Origin of the sequence: Paraburkholderia sp. (genome assembly GCF_034668105.1) — a bacterium.
Classification (GTDB): Bacteria; Pseudomonadota; Gammaproteobacteria; order Burkholderiales; family Burkholderiaceae; genus Paraburkholderia.
Genome location: NZ_JAXDPY010000168.1, coordinates 1 through 20,047 on the forward strand (window position 1 = coordinate 1; position 20,047 = coordinate 20,047).

Consider the following 20,047-nt stretch of genomic DNA (forward strand, 5'->3'; position numbering starts at 1 on the left):
GAATGTAGCATGGCGGATTGCAAATCGTGGCCAACCCCTGGTCGACGCGGGTTCAGCTGTGGGTCGCTCGCATGAAGCGGCCGCCGGGCAGCGCCGTTACCTGACCGGCGAGTTCGAGTTGCAGCAACGTGTTTTGTAATTCCGCGTCCCCTATCTCGGTGCGGGTGGCAAGAATTTCAAGCGTGGCGGGGGCATGACCGAGGGCGTCGAGGAGTTGCAGCGCTTCGGCGCTCATGGCTGGCGGCGGTGCTGGGGTGTCAGCCGGCGCAGCGGAATCTGCCTGATCCGTCGTCGCAGCGCGCACCTTAGTCGAACCCACCCGAGTTCCTGTTTCAGCCGATGCAGGCGCCCTTTGCGAATCCCGCACGCTCGCGCCTTCCCAAAGCACCGCGTGCCTGCTGGCAGCCTTCGCTGTCACGGGCTTGGCAAAGCCCAGCTCCTCCAGCACCTCGTCTGGCGTTTCCACCAGCTTGGCACCCTGCTTGATGATCCGATGACAACCGCGCGACAACGGCGCGTGGATCGAGCCGGGCAACGCGAAAATGTCGCGCCCCATTTCGTTGGCAAGCCGGGCCGTGATCAGCGAACCCGAGCGCATCGCGGCCTCGACGATCACCACGCCGCTGACAAGGCCGGCGATCAGGCGGTTACGCTGTGGAAAATTGGCGGCGCGCGCCGGCGTGCCGAGCGGCCATTCCGACAGAATCGCGCCTTGCGCTGCAATTTGCCGCGCCAGCGCGTGATGCGCGGACGGATACACGAGGTCCGCGCCGGTGCCGATTACGGCCACCGTGCCGCCGATGCCTTCCAGTCCGCCCCGATGCGCGGCGCCGTCGATCCCCAGCGCCAGCCCTGACACGATAGTGACGCCCGCTTGCGAGAGCTCACGCGAAAAGCGCTCGGCGTCTTCAACGCCTTGCGGTGTCGCGCTGCGGCTGCCCACCAGCGCGACCGCTCTCGTGTGCAACAGATCCAGCCGGCCCTTTATATATAGCAGCGGCGGTGGATCGGGCATTGTCAGTAGCGCGGGCGGGTAGGCGGGGTCGTCGAGCGTCACCACGTGGTTGCCGGGCAACTCACTCCATGCGATCACTGCGTCGAGCTGCGTGCCGAAGTCCGGGCCGGGCGGCGCTAGCGCGGCGCGCGCTGCGGTCTCGCCGGCGACCTCGGCAAGCGCATCGGGCGATTGATCGAAAATCGCTTCCGGCAATCCAAAAGCGCTCAGCAATAAACGCAGGGCAGCAGGTTTCAGCCCCGGCGCGAGCGAAAGCCGCAGCCACGCAGCGAGTTCAATATCGGTTGCGGGTAAGGTGTGCATTGACAGTCGATCCTCCTACAGCGCCAGCGGGCAGGCAGGCGCCATGCTAAAATTTTCATCATCCGAAATAATTGCAGCGCCGCGCCCACTTGCGCGGGCTCGTCGTTGGCGCACGTGGCGCGTTGAATCGAACCGGTTCGACACCATCTATCCTCTGCGTAACGCGACGCGCCTACAACCTGGCCAAACGGCCAACGCTAGCCTTCCACCGGTCAGCGGCGCCTAAAAACACACTCAAGATCATGGCATTACTGAACATCCTCAATTACCCGGACAAGCGGCTGCACAAGATTGCAAAGCCGGTCGAAGTGGTCAACGACCGCATTCGCCGTCTTGTCGCCGACATGGCCGAAACGATGTACGCCGCGCCCGGCGTCGGCCTCGCGGCGACCCAGGTGGACGTGCATGAACGCGTGATCGTGATCGACGTGTCGGAAACGCACGACGAGCTGCTCGCGTTCATCAACCCGGAAATCATCTGGTCGAGCGACGAGCGAAAGCTGTCGGAAGAAGGCTGCCTCTCGGTGCCGGGTATCTACGACAACGTCGAGCGCGCGGAAAAAGTACGCGTGCGGGCGCTAAACGAAAAGGGCGAAACCTTCGAGCTGGATTGCGAAGGGTTGCTCGCGGTTTGCATCCAGCACGAAATGGATCACCTGATGGGCCGCGTGTTCGTCGAGTACCTGTCGTCGCTGAAGCAGACGCGGATCAAGAGCAAGATGAAGAAGCTCGCCCACGCGATGTAATGCGCGTCCACCTCGCCTACTGCCCCTGTTCATGAGTCATTCGTTGCGCGTCATCTTTGCCGGTACGCCGGAGTTCGCCGCGGCCGCGCTGGCCGCGATTCACAGCGCCGGTTTTCCGGTGCCGCTCGTGCTGACCCGGCAAGATCAACCTGCTGGACGCGGGATGAAATTGCAGGCGAGTCCGGTCAAGCGTTACGCGCAGGAGCATGGCATTGGCGTGGCGCAGCCGCCTTCATTGCGCCGCACCGGCAAATATCCGGCGGAAGCCACAGCCGCTATCGACCAGTTGCGCGCCACGCCGCACGACGTCATGGTCGTGGCCGCCTACGGTCTGATCCTGCCGCAGGAAGTGCTCGATATTGCGCCGCTGGGCTGCATCAATATTCACGCTTCGTTGCTGCCGCGCTGGCGCGGCGCCGCGCCGATCCACCGTGCGATTGAAGCGGGCGACGCTGAAACCGGCATCACGCTGATGCAGATGGACGCCGGCCTCGACACCGGGGCGATGATTTCCGAAGCGCGTACGCCGATTTCCGACACCGACACCACGGCCACTTTGCACGACCGCCTGGCACAGGACGGCGCGAAGCTGATCGTCGAAGCGCTGATCGAACTCGAGCGCAGCGGCAAGCTGGCGGCGACGCCACAACCGGCTGACGGCGTGACTTACGCGGAAAAGATCGGCAAGCACGAGGCCGCGCTCGACTGGCGTAAGCCGGCAACGGTCCTCGCGCGTCAGGTGCGTGCGTTCGACCCGTTCCCCGGCGGGCTGGGTACGCTGGAAGACGGCACGTCGATCAAGATCTGGGCAGCGGTCCCGGTCCAGGCACAAGGCAACCAGGCGCCCGGTACGATCGCCGACATCTCCGCCGAAAGCGTGGTGGTTGCCTGCGGCGAAGGCGCGTTGCGTCTCACGCAATTGCAAAAGCCCGGCGGCAAGCGTTTGCCGGTGCGCGAATTCCTGGCCGGCGCAACGCTGGCCGCGGGTCAGCGTTTCCAGCTTCCCGAAGCAAAATAACAGCCTTGCGCCTACCTTGAACATCGACCGTTCGGCCGATGTTCAAGACCCCGCCCGCAAGCGCGCGGCGCGTTAGAATCCTCAAGGCAACGACTGCGTTTCGAGGATTTCCATGTTTGGCATTACCCATTTCGAGTTTTTCGTCGTCGCAGTCTTTCTGCTGAATGTGACGCCCGGTCCCGATACGGCTTATATCGTCGGGCGCAGTGTCGCCCAGGGCCGTGGCGCGGGTCTGCTGTCCGCGCTCGGCATCTCCGCCGGTTGCTGCGTTCATTCGCTCGCCTGCGCGTTCGGCTTGACGGCATTGCTGGCCGCTTCGGCCACGGCGTTCACCGTCATCAAGTTGGTAGGCGCTATTTATCTGATCTATCTCGGCGTGCGCCTTGTTTTCGCCAAGCCGGCAGCAGACCAGGCGGCCGGCGAAGCACGCGGCGCCGGCGCACCGAAATCGCTGCGTCAGCTTTTCCTGCAAGGGTTCTGGACCAATGTGCTGAATCCCAAGGTCGTGCTGTTCTTCGTCTCCTTTTTTCCGCAGTTCGTCACGGCGGGCAGCGATCATAAGGCGCTCGCGTTTCTCACGCTGGGCGGGGTGTTCGTCGTCATGAGCATGATCTGGAACAGTTTCGTCGCGTGGATTGCGGGCAGTGTGACCCAGCGCTTCTCCGGCAAGCCGTCGGTGAAGAAGTGGCTGGATCGCGGTGTCGGCAGCGCATTCGTCGGCTTGGGCATCAAGCTCGCCACTGCATCAAGATGATTGAATTTTCCTCACGCGCCCATATCTAACATTTTGCTTACAATCAGTCGCCGCGATCATGCGGCGCGGATATGAACCCCGCGTTAGGGCAAGGAGTTGTAGACATGTTCAATTGGGTCAAAACCGCGATGTTGATGGCCGCGATCACGGCCCTTTTCATCGTGATCGGCGGGATGATCGGCGGCTCGCGCGGCATGATGATCGCGCTCGTGATCGCCCTTGGGATGAATTTCTTTTCGTACTGGTTCTCGGACAAGATGGTCCTGCGCATGTACAACGCGCAGGAAGTCGACGAAAACAGTGCGCCGCAGTTCTATCGCATGGTGCGCGAGCTCTCCACGCGCGCGGGCTTGCCCATGCCGCGCGTGTACCTGATCAACGAAGACGCGCCGAACGCATTTGCCACCGGCCGTAATCCGGAGCATGCGGCCGTCGCCGCCACCACCGGTATCTTGCGCGTGCTGTCCGAGCGCGAAATGCGCGGCGTGATGGCGCACGAACTTGCGCACGTGAAGCATCGGGACATTCTGATCTCAACCGTCTCGGCAACCATGGCGGGCGCCATTTCCGCACTGGCGAACTTTGCGATGTTCTTCGGGGGCCGTGACGAAAACGGCCGTCCGTCGAATCCGATCGCAAGTATTGCCGTTGCGTTGCTCGCACCGATCGCCGGTGCGCTGATCCAGATGGCGATTTCGCGTGCGCGTGAATTTGAAGCGGACCGTGGCGGCGCACAGATTTCCGGCGACCCGCAGGCGCTTGCGTCGGCGCTCGACAAGATTCATCGTTACGCGAGCGGTATTCCGTTTCCCACGGCCGAGCAGCATCCGGCCACCGCGCAGATGATGATCATGAATCCGCTGGCGGGCGGCGGCATCGCGAATCTGTTCTCAACGCACCCGGCCACCGAGGAACGCATCGCGCGTTTGATGGAAATGGCACGCACGGGGCGCTTCGAGTAACGGCGCTCTGATTCGGCGTAAGGAAAGGCGAGTCCGCGGGCTCGCCTTTTTTGTTCGAGCATCGCCGCCGGTCCACCCTCGGCGGCTCCCGCGCCGCGCCACGCTACAATGTGTGTTGTTTGCGCCGTGCGCACCGCGCGGCCTGCCTTTGCCTCTTTCATGACTCCAAAGCCTTCTTCGCGTTCAGCTTCCCTATCGGCTCGTCCGCGCGAATCCCGTTTGTCGATGCTGCATCTCGCGCCCGAGTCGCTCGGGTTCGCGCTCGACGGCGCGGGCCAGGCCGTCGGCGCCGTGCGTCTCGGCGCGGCTTTGCCGGCCGCGCTGCAATCCGTATTCGTTTCCGCGCCCGAAGGCAGCGTCGCTGCTGCACGCGGCGCTGTGCAGGACATCGCGTACCGCACCATGCGGCGCCTCGCGACCGTCGAATGGTTGATCGCGAAGCTGGTCAAGAAGGCGCCGCCGCCGCACGTCGGCCATGTGCTCGCTTGCGCGCTGGCTTTGCTCATCGACGATGAAGCGAACGCCGCCTACGCACCGTTCACCGTGGTCGATCAGGCGGTGAGCGCAATCGCCGCGCGTCGCGAATTTGCGTTCGCAAAGGGCCTCGTCAACGCCGTGCTGCGTAATTTCCTACGCGAGCGCGAGGCGCTGCTGAGCGCCGCGCAAGCCGATGAAGTCGCGCACTGGAACTATCCGGCATGGTGGATCGACGCGGTGAAGCGGGCGTGGCCCGACGCATGGCAAGCGGTGCTCGCCGCCGGTAATACCCAGGGTCCGCTGACGCTGCGCGTCAACGCGCGCCACTCCACCGTCGACGCCTATCTGCAAGTGCTGCAAGACCATCACATCCCCGCAAGCAGAGCCGGCGAATACGCCGTCAAGCTCGCCACGCCGATGTCGGTCGAGCGCATTCCCGGCTTCAATGAAGGCGTCGTCTCCGTGCAGGACGCCGGCGCGCAACTCGCCGCGCAACTGCTCGGCGTGCGAGACGGCATGCGCGTGCTCGACGCGTGCGCGGCGCCTGGCGGCAAGACCGGCCATCTGCTCGAACTCGCCAATCTGCAACTGGTGGCGCTCGAAAGCGACGCGTCGCGCGCGCGCCGAATCGGTGAAAACCTGCAGCGGCTCAAGCTCGACGCGGAAGTGCGGATTGGCGATGCCGGCCAGCCGTCAAAATGGCATGACGACATCGACCAGCCGTTCGACCGCATTCTGGCCGACGTGCCATGTTCGGCTTCGGGCATCGTGCGGCGTCATCCGGATATTCGCTGGCTGCGTCGCGCGTCGGATATCCCCGCGCTGGTGGCCGAGCAGCGCCGCATTCTCGACGCGCTATGGCCGCTCGTGAAGCCAGGCGGCGAATTGCTCTACGTTACGTGTTCGATCTTTCCCGAAGAAGGCGAGTTGCAGGCGCAGTGGTTTGGAAACAAGTATCAGGATGCGGTACGATTGGACGCGCCGGGGCAACTTTTACCCTCAGTTGCCCGCGCGCCCGCCGACACATCGGCCGGTTCCCATGCCGGACTCGTCGCTGAACACAGCGCCGGCTCGAACTCAGACCACGACGGATTTTTCTACGCGCGCTTCCAGAAACGGTGACCATCAAACGCTTCTTCCCGCTTCGGCTCGCTGCCGTGCTCTGGTTCGCGCTGGTTGTATGGCTCGCCGTGCCTGGCGCGGCGCACGCGGATTCGATCGCCGTGCAGCGCGCTTCGCTGCAATCGGACAACACTGGCTGGAATCTCGACGCGCGTTTCGACTTCGACCTGAACAGCAATCTCGAAGACGCCGTCAACAAAGGCATTCCGCTGTATTTCACGACCGACTTCGAATTGAGCCGGCCGCGCTGGTACTGGTTCGACGAACAGCCGGTGAGCGTGTCGCAGAGCATCCGCCTGTCGTTCCAGCCGCTCACGCGTGAGTACCGGGTGTCGAGCGTGTCGTCGGGCGGGTTGCAGCTCGGCTTCACGACACTGAAGGATGCGCTCGCCGTGATCAAGCACATCACGTCGTGGCATGTCATCGATCGCACTCAGGTGGTTGTCGGCGAGACGTACAACGCGTCAGTGCGCATGCAACTCGACATCGCGCTGATGCCCAAGCCGTTCCAGATCGACGCGGTGAACAACCGCGACTGGAGCCTCTCATCGGACTGGAAACGCTTTACCTTCACGGTGACCGAACGTGCTAAATAGAGTGCGCCGCGCCACCAGCGTCAGCAGCATCGTCGTGCGCGTGCTGGTGTCCACGGTCGCCGTGACGGCCGTGCTGCTGCTCGTGCTGCTGGCAGCGGCGAGCGCGAATACCGAATTCTTCGACCGCTATTACCAGTGGTTGTACGCGGCCAACCTCGTGGTCGCGATGATCTTTTTGCTGGTGGTGGCGACGCTCGTCATCATCATCATTGCGCGGCTTAAAAAAGGTAAGTTCGGCACGCGGCTGTTAGCGAAACTCGCGTTCTTCATGGCGCTGGTCGGCGTGGTGCCGGGTGGCATCATCTACGTCGTCTCGTATCAGTTCGTGTCGCGCAGTATCGAGTCGTGGTTCGACGTGAACGTCGAAACCGCCTTGACTTCAGGGCTGAATCTCGGCCGCGGCATGCTCGACGCGTCGCTGTCCGATCTGCAGACCAAGGGCCGTTTGATGTCCGAGCAACTGGCGAGCGCGGATGCCGCCGGTACGACGCTCACGCTGTTGCGGCTGCGCGATCAGTTCGGCGTGCAGGACGCGACGATCGTCGAACCCACGCGCAGCATGTCGGGCGCGACGCCGGATATGCACGTGGTCGCGCAGGCGTCCGGCAATTACGCAACGCTCCTGCCGAGCGACCTGCCCACGCCGATGATGATCGACCAGGCGCGTGGCCGCGGCTATGCGGCGATCGAAGGCGAGGTCGACGGCGATCCAAAGGCGCACGGCAGCAAGGGCGCGCTGCGGCTGCGCATCGTGCAGCGCATTCCGGATTCGAACGCGTCGCTGCTGCAGCCCACTGAGCGCTTCCTGCAACTCACGCAGCCGGTCTCGCCTTCGCTCGCACGCAATGCCGACGCGGTGCAGCGGGCCTATCGCGAGTATCAGGAGAAGGCGCTAGGCCGCACCGGCTTGCGCAAGATGTACATCGGCACGCTCACGCTGGCGCTGTTCCTCGCCACCTTCATCGCGATGATGCTGGCGCTCGCGCTCGGCAATCAGCTGGCGCGGCCGTTGTTCCTGCTCGCGCAGGGCACGAAGGAAATTACCGAGGGCGACTACACGCCGAAGCGTGAAATCAAATCGCGCGACGAACTGGGTTTTCTCACGCAGTCGTTCAACGCCATGACGCGGCAGTTGTCCGAAGCGCGCGCGGCGGTCGAGAACAACCGCGTGGCGCTCGAACATTCGAAGGCTTATCTGGAAAGCATTCTTGCGAACCTGACCGCGGGCGTGTTCGTATTCGACCGGCAGTTCCGTCTCACTACGGCGAACCGCGGCGCGGAACGGATCTTCCGTCAGCAGTTCCAGGAAGTGCTGGGTTCGTCGCTCGATAAGATCGGCGTGTTGAGCGAATTCGGCGGGATGGTGCGCAAGGCGTTTGCCGATCGCGAAGCCGCGAGCGGCGACGGTCACGACGACCGCGGCCATTGGCAGCAGCAGTTCTCGGTGCAGGTGGCCGGCGAAACCGAGCCGCTCACCTTGCTGGTGCGCGGCGCTCGCCTCGTTTCCGCGACTGACCGCGACGCGGAAGACATGCAGACTTCCGGCTACGTCGTCGTGTTCGACGATATTTCGGATGTGATTTCGGCGCAGCGTTCGATCGCCTGGGGCGAAGTGGCGCGGCGTCTTGCGCACGAGATCAAGAATCCGCTCACGCCGATTCAGCTCTCAGCCGAGCGTTTGCAGATGAAGCTTGCAGATAAGTTGTCGCCATCGGATGCCGATGTGTTGAAGCGCGGCGCGACCACCATTGTCAATCAGGTCGCGGCGATGAAGCAGATGGTCGACAATTTCCGCGACTACGCGCGCACGCCGCCGGCCGTGCTCGCGCATCTGCAACTGAATGAACTGGTCAGTGAAGTACTCACACTGTACGGTATCGAGGAAGGCAAGGGCGCGATCCAGGTTGAACTCGCGGACTTGCCGGCGATTCGCGGCGACGCCACACAATTGCGACAGGTGATTCACAACCTGCTGCAAAATGCGCAGGATGCCGTGGCCGACATCCAGCATCCGCGTGTGTTGCTCGAGACGAGGACAGTAGAATACGGAGACCCCGACGCGGAAGGCAAAGTACGCGTCGCGGTGCGTCTGACGGTGTCGGATAACGGGGCGGGCTTCCCCGCGCGTATCCTCACACGTGCATTCGAACCTTACGTGACAACCAAGGCCAAAGGAACGGGCCTCGGTCTTGCGATGGTCAAGAAGATCGTCGACGAACACGGCGCGCGCATCGACATTCGCAACCGCATGAAAGCGGGCGATGTGATCGAAGGCGCGCAGATTTCGATCCTCTTCCTTCAACTGGCAGACGATGCCGCGACGCCCGGAGCAGGGCCGCGGCCGGCGCATGGTAATGCGTCGCAGGGAACGACAAAAGCAACAGTGCAGACAAGGGCAGCGTAAATGGCAACCATCCTGGTGGTAGATGATGAAATGGGCATCCGGGAATTGCTCTCGGAGATCCTGAGCGACGAAGGGCATGTCGTGGAGGCGGCGGAAAACGCGCAGGAAGCGCGCGAGTTCCGCTTGCGTCAGGCGCCGGATCTGGTGCTGCTCGACATCTGGATGCCCGATACCGACGGTGTGACCTTGCTCAAGGAATGGGCCGCGCAAGGGCAACTCACCATGCCGGTGATCATGATGTCCGGCCACGCAACCATCGACACGGCGGTCGAAGCGACCAAGATCGGCGCGCTCAATTTCCTCGAGAAGCCGATTGCGTTGCAGAAGCTGCTGAAGGCCGTCGAGCAAGGCCTTGCCCGCGGCACGGCGGCGGGTGGCGCGCCAGGCGGCGCGGCGGCGAAGCCGGCGTTGCCGGTCAGCGCTTCGCCGGTGGCATCCGCGGCTGCGTTGCCGATGCTGTCGTCGGACGGCATGGGCAGCGGCGCGTTGGCCGCGCAAACGGCGTCGATTTCGTTCGACATTCCGTTGCGCGATGCGCGCGATGCGTTCGAGCGTGCGTACTTCGAATATCACCTCGCACGTGAGAATGGCAGCATGACGCGCGTCGCGGAGAAGACGGGTCTGGAGCGCACGCACTTGTATCGCAAGCTCAAGCAACTCGGCGTGGATCTCGGCAAGAACAAAGGGGAGTGAGCCGCTGCGCCATCCTCACGGGTTCGGGCGCGGCGGATTTTTTCGAGAGGGGGCTTGTCGGACTGCTGACCCTTTGATATCATTTCGTTCTTCGTTGGCCCGGTAGCTCAGTTGGTAGAGCAGCGGATTGAAAATCCGCGTGTCGATGGTTCGATTCCGTCCCAGGCCACCAGGATTCAGCCCCAGGAAATCGCAAGATTCCTGGGGCTTTTCCTTTTCAGGCGGGCATTCGTGGCGGCATGGCTTGCTTGCCGCATGCAGTGGGGCATGCTCGGCGGCATTAGGCGTCGCGTGATAAAATCGCGCCAGTTCAAGGACTTGCATGCGAGTGCGTGGCCGAGGTCGGGCTGGCGCGCCAGCGCACCGAACAGGTCTTTTTCGTATCCTGAAGCGCGGCCTTTTGCGCACTCTGCCGGCAACACGGCAAGGCCGCAACAGGCGCCGAACCCTTCGCCCGACGATTAACGGTATAAGCGCCCAGCGACTCTGCGTGCGGAAGGCGCGGCCTATACTGCTTTGGGCCGGCAGCAATGCCGGCACGCGTCGCGCCGCGTTGCTTGCATGGCGCACCTCGCGCAGCGCGACGTGGCACTCATCATTCACGGAGTTTCACGGTGATCCGCAAAGACGCTAAACGTAGCGCTCTGGTGCTGTTTTCCGGCGGCCAGGATTCCGCCACGTGCCTCGCCTGGGCGCTCGAACGTTACGAAACGGTCGAGACGCTGGGCTTCGATTACGGTCAGCGGCACCGCGTCGAACTCGAATGCCGCGATGGGTTTCGTAACGCTGTCGTGCGCGCTTTTCCGGCGTGGGCCGATCGCCTCGGCGAAGATCACACGATCGACCTGTCAGTGCTCGGTTCGATCAGCGATACGGCAATGACACGCGAGATCGAGATCCACGCCACCACGAACGGTTTGCCGAATACGTTCGTGCCGGGCCGCAATCTGATGTTCATGACAATTGCCGCCGCCATCGCCTATCGGCGTGGTTTGCAGGTACTGGTGGGCGGCATGTGCGAGACGGATTTCTCGGGCTACCCCGATTGCCGCGACGACACCATGAAGGCTTTGCAGGTCGCGCTGAACCTCGGTATGGACACGCGCTTCCTGCTCGAAACACCGCTGATGTGGCTCGACAAGGCCGACACGTGGCGTCTCGCGCACGAGCTGGGTGGCGACGAACTGGTCGAACTGGTGCGCGTCGAAACGCACACCTGCTACCTGGGTGAGCGCGCCGAATTGCATGCATGGGGCTTCGGTTGCGGCGAATGTCCGGCGTGCCGTTTGCGCAAGCGCGGCTATGAGGCATATCTGGCCGGCGAGAAGGTGACAGAGCCGGGTTGACCGTCTCATGACAGGCTTACGCTGGCGCACCGTACGAAGGGGCGCCGCGCAGGCAACTATTTTCAGGAACACAAGGCAGAAAGCAGCATGACTTACGCGGTCAAGGAAATCTTCTACACATTGCAGGGCGAAGGCGCGAATGCCGGGCGTCCGGCTGTGTTCTGCCGGTTCGCCGGCTGCAATCTGTGGTCGGGCCGCGAAGAAGATCGTGCGGAGGCGGTGTGCCGTTTCTGCGATACGGACTTCGTCGGCACTGACGGCGAGAACGGTGGCAAGTACCGCACCGCTGAAGAGCTGGTGCAGATGATTGCGTCGCAATGGCCGGAAGGCGAGGGCGAGCGTTTCGTGGTGTGCACGGGCGGCGAACCGATGCTGCAGATCGACCCGCCTTTGGTCGATGCACTGCATGCCGCCGGCTTTGAAATCGCCATCGAGACCAACGGCTCGCTTCCGGTGCTCGAAACGATCGACTGGATCTGTGTGAGTCCGAAGGCCGACGCGCCGCTCGTCGTCACCCGGGGCAACGAGTTGAAGGTCGTGATTCCGCAGGACAACCAGCGCTTGTCCGAGTATGCGAAGCTCGACTTCGAGTATTTCCTCGTCCAGCCAATGGACGGCCCGTCGCGCGACATCAACACCAAGCTCGCGATCGAGTGGTGCAAACGCCATCCGCAATGGCGCCTGTCGATGCAGACCCACAAGTATCTGAACATTCCCTGATTTGCCGTGCTGACGATTACACGAAAACTCGAATTCGACGCGGGCCACCGCATCCCCGATCACCGCAGCCAGTGCCGTAATCTGCACGGCCATCGCTATGTGCTCGAAATCACGCTGCAAGGCGACCTGGTCGACACCGAAGGTGCGCCCGATCGTGGCATGGTGATGGATTTCGCCGACGTAAAGTCGCTCGCGGTCGAGCATCTGGTCGATAAGTGGGACCATGCGTTTCTCGTCTATGAAGGCGACACGCAGGTGCGCGGTTTTCTCGAAACCATGGCGGGCCACAAGACGGTCGTGCTCGATCGCATCCCCACCGTTGAAAATCTCGCCGCCGTCGCGTTCCAGATTCTCGCGAACGTCTACGACGCGCATTACGGCGTGAACCTGCGTTTGCATAAGGTGCGTCTGTTCGAGACGCCGAACTGCTGGGCCGACGTCGTTCGCGACTAGCGGCGGCCTTATCGCGCAAACGATGCAACGCGTCGCCGGATGGACCGTCTGCACGACGTCCCTCGCAGTTAGCCGCTGCGTCACTCACGCGACGTACAAACGCAGCCTGGCCGCTGCATCACCCACGCGACGTCCTTGCGCGGCCCAACCCCCGCGTTATTGTCACGGTATGATCGCTCCGATAACCACACGGAGCGAGACATGCCGGTCACCGCAGTGCGTCGCAGCAGCCATTCAGGCCGTCACGGCCTTGGCGTTGGGCTGTTCAGCCACGCCAGCATCCTCAACCTCAAGCGTGCTTCAGGCGATGTCTTCCATCGCCAGGGAGCGCAGCCATGAGCACGTTCACGAATCCCCTCAAGCAACGTCTGAAAGAAGCCGATCCGCTGTTCGGTCTGTGGCTTTCGCTCGGCAGCGATTCGGCCGCCGAGGCGCTCGCGCATGCCGGCTTCGACTGGCTGTTGATCGACATGGAGCACGCGCCGAACGATAGCGGCGACGTGACCGGGCAATTGCGCGCGATCGCCGCCGCGCATCTGCCGAGCGAGCCGGTCGTGCGCGTGCCCGCCAGCGAGGCGTGGCTCGTCAAGCGCGTGCTGGACGCCGGCGCTCGCACGCTGATGTTCCCGAACATCGAAACCGCGGAAGAGGCGGCGCACGCCGTGCTTCTGACGCAATACCCGACTGCCGAGGCGCTCGACGGTCAGCGCGGCGTCGCCGGGGCGGTGCGGGCAGCGGCGTACGGGATGCGGCGCGACTACGTGCAGACGGCCAACGCGCAGATTTCGACCATCGTGCAGATCGAATCGGCGCGCGGCTTGCAGGAAGTCGAGAAGATCGCGGCGACGCCGGGCGTCGATTGCCTGTTCGTCGGACCGGCCGATCTCGCCGCGAGCCTCGGTCATCTCGGCGATTCGAAGCATGCCGAGGTGCAAGCCGCGATGGCACGCATTGTCAGCGCCGCCGACAAGGCGGGTATCGCCGCCGGAATTTTTGCCATGGATGTCGCGAGCGCCAAGCAGCATCGCGATGCCGGTTTTCGTTTTATTGCCCTGGCCGCCGACGTCATGTGGATGTTGCGCGCGACCCGCCAGGCGTTGCAGGAGGTGAGAACATGAAAAGGATGGTGCAGTGCGTCGTGAAGCGTCTGGCGGTCACAGCGGCGTTGATGGCGACTTTGACGGCGTACGCGCAGGACAACCGCGTCGCGAAGTCGAATGATCCGGAGACGCAAACCGCGGTCGCCGATTACAACGCCGGCAATCTAGGCGCGGCGCTGGCCGAATTCCGTAAAGCGGCCGAGCGCGGTAGCCGGCTTGCCGAGTTCAACTACGCGATGATGCTGCTCAACGGCGAAGGCGGCCCAGCCAACGTCGACGAAGGCAAGAAGTGGCTGCGCAAAGCCGCCGACGCCAACATGTCGCACGCGCAGTATGTCTACGGCAGGATGTACGACGACGGTGAGTTCGTTGGGCGCGATCCGGTGGAGGCGCATCGGTGGTTCCTGAAGGCCGCGCAACAGGGGCACGTGCAGGCGGAACTCGCGCTTGCCAATCAGTTTCTCGACGGCCGTGGCACGGCACGCGATAACAAGCAGGCGTTCGTCTGGTACAAGAAGGCCGCGCAAGGCGGCGACATGACCGCGCAGTACGTGACCGGCTCGTTCTACGAACGCGGTGGCGACGGTGTCGACAAGAACCTGAATGTGGCGCGCGCGTATTACGCCGCGGCGGCGGTGCAGGGCGATCCGGCGGCGAAACTCAAGTATCAGGAACTGAGCGCGCAATTGCGGGACCAGAAGGAAGTGAAACCGCAGTAAATGAACGAGGGGCGCTGCCGACGTGAACCGCACGCCGAAAGCATGGACGGGCGTCCAACTTTTGAGGTGCAGTCCAGACGGCGCGCCACGCTAACTCTGCATCAAGCGCTTCTGACGCGCGACGTTCATGATGAGGCCGATGGCGACCCCCAGCGTAGTCAGCGCCGTGCCGCCGTAACTCATGAACGGTAACGGCACGCCCACCACGGGCAAGATTCCGCTCACCATGCCGATGTTGACGAACGCATAGGTGAAGAACGCCATTGTCAGCGATCCGGCCAGTAGCCGCCCAAACAGCGTCGCCCCATTGGCCGCGATATACAAGCCGCGCGCGATCAGCAGCATATAAAGCGTGAGCAGCACGATCCCGCCCGCTAGCCCGAACTCCTCGGAAAACACCGCGAAAATGAAGTCGGTGTGCTTCTCGGGGATGAACTCCAGATGCGCCTGCGTACCCTTGAGCCAGCCCTTGCCGAGTGGGCCGCCCGAGCCGATCGCAATCACTGCCTGAATGGTGTGGAAGCCCTTGCCGAGCGGATCCGACGTCGGATCGAGCAGCGTACAGATGCGGTGCTTCTGATAGTCGTGCATCAACGGCCACTGCACTTCCGGCTGACAGATCTTGTCCTGGAACGCCGCGATCGAGCCGACCGCGATCACGCCGGCAATCAGCACCGGCACGATCAGCTTGAAACTGAGCCCCGCGAAGTAAATCACGAAGAAGCCGGCCGCGAACACCAGCACGGCAGTGCCGAGGTCGGGCTGCTTGGCGATCAAACCCACCGGCACGATCAGGATCAGAAAGCCGACCAGGAAGTCGTACCAGCGCATCACGCCTTCGCGGCGCTGGTAGTACCAGGCGAGCATCAGCGGAGTGGCGATCTTCAGAATTTCCGACGGCTGGATCACCACGCCGACGTTGATCCAACGCTTCGCGCCCTTGCGCGTGAGGCCGAACACCGCCACCGCAATCAGTAATGCGATCCCGAACGTATAGAGCGGGACCGCGAAGCGCATCAGCGTGGTGGACGGCACGTTGGCCAGCGCCCACATCAGCACGAACGTCAGCATGATGTTGCGCATCTGGTCTTCCACCCGGCCGGGCATGTCCAGCGTCGCGCTGTATAGCGTGACGATACCGACGCACAGCAGCAGAAACACGATCAGGGCGAGGGGGCGATCGAAGCCCAGGAACATCCGCTTGATGCGGTCGAGCCAGGCGCGCTTGTCGAATTGCATGCCTTTTTCCTTACTCGTCGATGCCGCCGGAAACCGGCTGGCGTGGCGACGTAGGCTGAATGCTGTCTTCCCGCGACGGGGCGGCGGCGGCGGTCGGTACCGCTTCGCTGCTCGGGCGGGGTTTGTGTGGGACGCCGGATTTACGCGGCGCCGGATTCTTTGCCGCGCTGGACGTGGATGCCGACGCGGAGACGGCTGCCGACGCGCTGGACGCGGGCGCAGCAGTAGCCGGCGCGAGGGCCGTTGCCGCGGCCGCAGGCGTCGATGCAGCAGCCGGAGCCGACGCAGCCGCAGCAGTAGACGCTGCTGCTGGAGCGGCGCCCGGCATCGGCAGTGCCGTGAAGCCCGCAGCGATCTTAACCGGCTGCGCCGTGTCCTGCGGCGGCGGTGCGCCGCCGACTTCCGGCGCGGATGCGTCCTGCGTTGTCGAGGCGGCCGCCGCGACCGCTGCCGCTTCAGCGCCAGGCTTGTTCTTGCCGACCAGGTAGTAATCGAGCACGCGACGCGCGATCGGGCCCGCCGCTTCAGCACCCCAGCCGCCGTTTTCGACGATCAGTGCAATCGCGATCTTTGGCTGTTCGGCAGGCGCGAACGCGATGAACAGCGCATGGTCGCGCAGATGTTCGGCGATCGCGTGGCCTTTGTAGTTGGCGCCTTGCAACGAATACACCTGCGCCGTGCCGGTCTTGGCGGCTGCCTGATACGGTGCTCCGATGAACACCTTCGCCGCCGTGCCGTTGGTCACGACGCCTTCCATCGCGCGCTTGATGATGTCGATGTCCGATTGCTTCACGGCGATCTTGTCGCTCGGATCGCGCACGACCGGGCGCGTCTCTTTAGTGATCGGATTTTCGATGTCGCGCACGAGGTGCGGCTTCATCACGACGCCGTTGTTCGCGAGCGTGGCCGTGGCGTGCGCGAGTTGCAGAATGGTGTACGAGTTATAGCCCTGGCCGATACCCAGACTGATCGTTTCGCCTTCATACCAGCGCTGCTGCTCGGGCTTGCGGTACGCCTTGCGCTTCCAGTCCGTCGACGGCAGGATGCCGCGCGCCTCACCCGAAATGTCGATGCCGGTGATCTGGCCGAAGCCCCACGGCTTCATGAAGCCGGCGATCGCGTTGACGCCGAGATCGTGCGCGAGCATGTAGAAATACGTGTCGTTCGACACCACGATCGCGCGGTTCATGTCGACCCAGCCCTGGCCCGAGCGCACGTCGTTGCGGAACGTATGGCCGCCGAACGTGTACGAACCCGGGTCCTGGAAGCCCCAGCCCGGCGTGCGCTTATGCAGCGTCAGCGCGGCGAGCGCCATGAACGGCTTGTAGGTCGAACCCGGCGGATAGGTGCCGTGCAGCGGGCGGTTCAGGAGCGGATGGTCGGGCGAGTTGTTGAGCTCGTCCCAGGTCTGCTGATCGATGCCGTCAACAAAAGAATTCGGATCGAAGCTCGGCGCCGACACGAACGCGAGCACGTCGCCGGTTGCCGGTTCGATCGCGACCAGCGCCCCGCGGCGCCCGGCAAAGGCCTGCTCCGCGACCTGCTGCAGGCCGATATCGATCGACAGTTCGAGATTGTTGCCCGGCGTTGCCTGGGTGCGCGACAGCGTGCGCACCGGCCGGCCACCGGCGGTGACTTCGACTTCCTCAAAACCGGTCTGGCCGTGCAGCTCCGTCTCGTAGCTCTGCTCGACGCCGATCTTGCCGATGTAGTCGGTGCCCTTGTAGTTGTTCGCGTCGAGGCGCGGATCGTAGTGATCCGGATCGCTGTCGTTCTGATCGCTGGCGTCGTCGATACGGTCCTGATCGCGTTGCGAAATCCGCCCGATGTAGCCGATCACGTGCGCCGCGGTCGGCCCGAGCGGATATTGGCGGAACAGGCGCGCGCGCACTTCCACGCCCGGAAAGCGGAAGCGTTGCGCGGTGAAGCGAGCCACTTCGTCGTCGGTGAGGCGGGTGCGGATCGGCAGGCTTTCATAGTTCTTCGAGTCTTCCTGCAACTTCTTGAAGCGGCGGCGATCGCGTGCGTCGATCGAGACGACGGTGGCCAGATTGTCGATCACGTTTTCGAGCGTGTCGTTCAGCTTCGACGGCGTAATTTCGAGCGTATACGCTGAGTAGTTCTTGGCCAGCACCACGCCGTTGCGGTCCGTGATGATGCCGCGGTTCGGCACGATCGGCGCAACCGAAATGCGGTTTTCGTCGGCTTGCAGCGAGTACTTGCTGTAGTGCCAGACCTGCAGGACCAGAAAACGGAAGCCGATCAGCCCGAAGCAGATGAACACGAACAGGCCCGCCGCCGCGACGCGCAGGCGGAACTTCGAGAGCTGTTGCTGAGTGTCCTTGAATTCGGTCATGCGATTCTGCAAAAGGCCGTGTGATGGCCATCATGAGTGTGCGCCCAAACCGGCCGGAACCGGGAGGCATGAACAGCGACGCGCGTCGAGCGGGCCGGGCGCCCCTGTTCCAGCGGAACGGCCGGCGGGTTCGCGTGCGGGTTTAAATCGGCCGCGTATCGTCCGGATCGGCCGGGCGCCGCTGCGGCATCAACAGCAGCACGCTGGCGATCGGCCACAGCGCGGCTTCGACGAAACCGTCGATCAGATAACCCCAGCCCGGAAACGCCGCGCCCGTCAGCAGACGGATCACGAACGGCACCAGTTGCGCGACGACCAGCAACGGCATGACCGCGAAGGTCTGCACGCCGAGCGACATCCACAGCACCCGGCGATGGATCGTAATCGCGCCGTACGACAACAACGTATACGCCAGCGCATGCTCGCCGAGCAGACTGGCGTTGTGCACGTCCATCAGCAAGCCGAGAAAGAAGGCGATGCCCATGCCCACTTTGCGCGGCTGGTGCACGTTCCAGAACAGCAGCACGAGCGCCACGAAGTCCGGCACGCCGGCGAGGCGCCCCCACGGCATCAGGTTCAGCAGAAACGCCGCGGCGAGGCTGAACGCGATGAAGTAAGGATTGACCGGCTGCAGAATGTATTGCGGACGGTTCATGGCTGGGCCCCCGGCGTGGCTTGCGGCTTCGCGGTCTTGTCAGCGGCCGGTTTCTTTTCGGCGGCGGCTTTTTTCTCCGTGGCAGGGGCTCTGGCCGACGGTTTTTCAGCGGGCTTGGCGGCGGCGGGCTTGTCAGCCGGCTTGGCAGCAGGGGCGGGTTTTTCAGCGGCTCTGGCGGGGGACTTGTCCGGCGCGGCCTTGCTGTCCGCGGGCTTGCCGCCCTTCTTTGCTTTCGCGTCCTTGGCGGTCGTGGCCGCATCGGGCTCTTCCGCTGGACGCGGCGGCACGTTGTTCACATAGTGCAGCACCAGCAACTGACGCGCGCCGCGCACGGGCGCAACCGGCAGGCAGATCACGCGCGCGAATGCCGTATCGGCCTGTTTGTCGACCCGCACGACCCTGGCGACCGGCAGCCCCGGCGGATAAACGCCGTCGAGCCCGCTGGTGACGAGTTCGTCGCCGGTTTGCACGTCGGCGCTGATCGGCACGAAGCGCAGGTCGAGCGTATCGCCCTTCGGCGTGCCGTAAATCACGCTGCGCAGGCCGGTGCGCACGATCTGCACGGGCACCGCCTGGTCCTTGTCGGTGAGCAGCGTCACTTCGGCTTGCAGCGGGAACACGCGCGTGACCTGGCCGATCACGCCGTCTTCATTGACCACCGGCGACCCGTTCTGCACGCCTTGCTGGGCGCCGCGGCCAATCACGACCTTCTGCGTGAACGGATCGCGCGTGTCGTACTGGATTTCAGCCGGCAGCGATTCCGTGGTCGAGCGCTGCGAGAGTTGCAGCAGCGCGCGCAAATGGGTGTTTTCCGCAGCCAGTTCGGTGGCCGTATTGGCCTGCTGCGAGAGCTGAAGATCCTTGGCGCGCAGCTTGTCGTTTTCGCTGCGCAAGGTGGCGCTGGTCACGGCCAGGTCGGCGGCGCCCATGAAGATGTCGCGCGGCACGAGGGCTGCGCGTTGCAACGGATAAAGACCCGCGCCGAGCACGCCGCGAACGATTTCGAGCGTATTGAAGCGTGCATCGGAGATCAGCAGGGCGAGCGCCAGTACGACGAAAAACAACAGTCGTGCGAGGGCGGACGGGCCTTGCTTGAACAGGGGCGGCGGACTGTATTCCATGGTCGGCGCCGGGGGCGTGAGCGGTTGGGTGAGACGGCGGCGCGCGATGGACGCGCGTTCAGCGCGCGGAGGCTGGTCGGTCCAGCCAACGGCAAACCGGCCCGCAAGGGGCCGTTTGCCTGATCCGCGCTACTGACATGGAGACGGGCTCGCTCACTCGTACGAGAAGATGCTGCCCAGCTTGTCCATGCGTTCGAGCGCCATGCCCGAGCCGCGCACAACGCAGGTCAGCGGGTCTTCGGCGACGA

Annotated in this window: 18 protein-coding genes and 1 tRNA gene; 14 read left to right on the forward strand and 5 right to left on the reverse strand. The window is 63.7% G+C overall.

The genetic code is table 11. The features are described 5' to 3' along the window. Nucleotides 1-52 precede the first annotated feature (52 nt). On the reverse strand, nt 53-1,318 hold the full coding sequence (gene dprA, locus QOC89_RS07895; RefSeq protein WP_323044516.1) for a DNA-processing protein DprA: 1,266 nt from the start codon (nt 1,316-1,318) through the stop codon (nt 53-55). Between the two features lie 242 nt (nt 1,319-1,560). Here dprA and def point away from each other — a divergent pair, with 242 nt between their 5' ends. From def to QOC89_RS07965, 14 genes are all read left to right on the forward strand, one after another. Further along, complete coding sequence (def, locus tag QOC89_RS07900) at nt 1,561-2,064, forward strand: peptide deformylase (protein ID WP_179735438.1); 504 nt, start codon at nt 1,561-1,563, stop codon at nt 2,062-2,064. A 31-nt stretch (nt 2,065-2,095) separates the two neighbouring features. Continuing rightward, the gene (gene fmt / locus QOC89_RS07905; protein WP_323044517.1) at nt 2,096-3,082 is read left to right on the forward strand and encodes a methionyl-tRNA formyltransferase; all 987 of its coding nucleotides are present in this window, start codon (nt 2,096-2,098) and stop codon (nt 3,080-3,082) included. Nucleotides 3,083-3,194: 112 nt separating this feature from the next. After that, a complete protein-coding gene (locus QOC89_RS07910) occupies nt 3,195-3,836 on the forward strand; it encodes a LysE family translocator (protein WP_323044518.1) in 642 nt (213 codons plus the stop codon). A gap of 104 nt (nt 3,837-3,940) precedes the next feature. Further along, nucleotides 3,941-4,798 carry a zinc metalloprotease HtpX gene (htpX, locus tag QOC89_RS07915; RefSeq protein WP_179735444.1) on the forward strand — a complete coding sequence of 286 codons (858 nt, stop codon included), beginning with the start codon at nt 3,941-3,943 and terminating at the stop codon, nt 4,796-4,798. A gap of 159 nt (nt 4,799-4,957) precedes the next feature. Continuing rightward, nucleotides 4,958-6,397: a 16S rRNA (cytosine(967)-C(5))-methyltransferase RsmB gene (gene rsmB / locus QOC89_RS07920; protein ID WP_323044519.1), complete on the forward strand. Its 1,440-nt coding sequence runs from the start codon at nt 4,958-4,960 to the stop codon at nt 6,395-6,397. Further along, a complete protein-coding gene (locus QOC89_RS07925) occupies nt 6,394-6,993 on the forward strand; it encodes a DUF4390 domain-containing protein (RefSeq protein WP_323044520.1) in 600 nt (199 codons plus the stop codon). Before rsmB ends, QOC89_RS07925 begins: the two co-directional genes overlap by 4 nt. Further along, on the forward strand, nt 6,983-9,397 hold the full coding sequence (locus QOC89_RS07930; protein WP_323044521.1) for a PAS domain-containing sensor histidine kinase: 2,415 nt from the start codon (nt 6,983-6,985) through the stop codon (nt 9,395-9,397). The genes QOC89_RS07925 and QOC89_RS07930 overlap by 11 nt, the downstream gene beginning before the upstream one ends. Next, nucleotides 9,398-10,090, forward strand: coding sequence for a response regulator transcription factor EsaR (gene esaR, locus QOC89_RS07935; RefSeq protein ID WP_323044522.1), 693 nt, complete (start codon nt 9,398-9,400; stop codon nt 10,088-10,090). It abuts the gene before it with no gap. Nucleotides 10,091-10,186: 96 nt separating this feature from the next. Further along, nucleotides 10,187-10,262, forward strand: a tRNA-Phe gene (locus tag QOC89_RS07940). A gap of 442 nt (nt 10,263-10,704) precedes the next feature. Continuing rightward, entirely contained in the window at nt 10,705-11,436 is a 732-nt protein-coding gene (gene queC / locus QOC89_RS07945) for a 7-cyano-7-deazaguanine synthase QueC (protein ID WP_323044523.1), read from the forward strand. 87 nt (nt 11,437-11,523) lie between these two features. Next, nucleotides 11,524-12,156, forward strand: a complete 633-nt coding sequence (queE, locus tag QOC89_RS07950; protein ID WP_323044524.1) for a 7-carboxy-7-deazaguanine synthase — start codon at nt 11,524-11,526, stop codon at nt 12,154-12,156. A gap of 6 nt (nt 12,157-12,162) precedes the next feature. Continuing rightward, nucleotides 12,163-12,609, forward strand: coding sequence for a 6-carboxytetrahydropterin synthase QueD (queD, locus tag QOC89_RS07955; RefSeq protein ID WP_323044525.1), 447 nt, complete (start codon nt 12,163-12,165; stop codon nt 12,607-12,609). A 335-nt stretch (nt 12,610-12,944) separates the two neighbouring features. Continuing rightward, on the forward strand, nt 12,945-13,727 hold the full coding sequence (locus QOC89_RS07960) for an HpcH/HpaI aldolase family protein (protein WP_323044526.1): 783 nt from the start codon (nt 12,945-12,947) through the stop codon (nt 13,725-13,727). After that, nucleotides 13,724-14,428 carry a tetratricopeptide repeat protein gene (locus QOC89_RS07965; RefSeq protein WP_416340372.1) on the forward strand — a complete coding sequence of 235 codons (705 nt, stop codon included), beginning with the start codon at nt 13,724-13,726 and terminating at the stop codon, nt 14,426-14,428. Before QOC89_RS07960 ends, QOC89_RS07965 begins: the two co-directional genes overlap by 4 nt. Before the next feature lie 90 nt (nt 14,429-14,518). Here QOC89_RS07965 and rodA read toward each other — a convergent pair whose 3' ends face one another. From rodA to mreC, 4 genes are all read right to left on the reverse strand, one after another. Next, entirely contained in the window at nt 14,519-15,667 is a 1,149-nt protein-coding gene (gene rodA / locus QOC89_RS07970; protein WP_179735462.1) for a rod shape-determining protein RodA, read from the reverse strand. A 10-nt stretch (nt 15,668-15,677) separates the two neighbouring features. Then, the gene (gene mrdA / locus QOC89_RS07975; protein WP_323044527.1) at nt 15,678-18,023 is read right to left on the reverse strand and encodes a penicillin-binding protein 2; all 2,346 of its coding nucleotides are present in this window, start codon (nt 18,021-18,023) and stop codon (nt 15,678-15,680) included. A gap of 142 nt (nt 18,024-18,165) precedes the next feature. After that, on the reverse strand, nt 18,166-18,678 hold the full coding sequence (gene mreD, locus QOC89_RS07980) for a rod shape-determining protein MreD (protein WP_179735467.1): 513 nt from the start codon (nt 18,676-18,678) through the stop codon (nt 18,166-18,168). Continuing rightward, nucleotides 18,675-19,799: a rod shape-determining protein MreC gene (mreC, locus tag QOC89_RS07985; RefSeq protein WP_323044528.1), complete on the reverse strand. Its 1,125-nt coding sequence runs from the start codon at nt 19,797-19,799 to the stop codon at nt 18,675-18,677. The genes mreD and mreC overlap by 4 nt, the downstream gene beginning before the upstream one ends. Nucleotides 19,800-20,047: the final 248 nt, after the last annotated feature.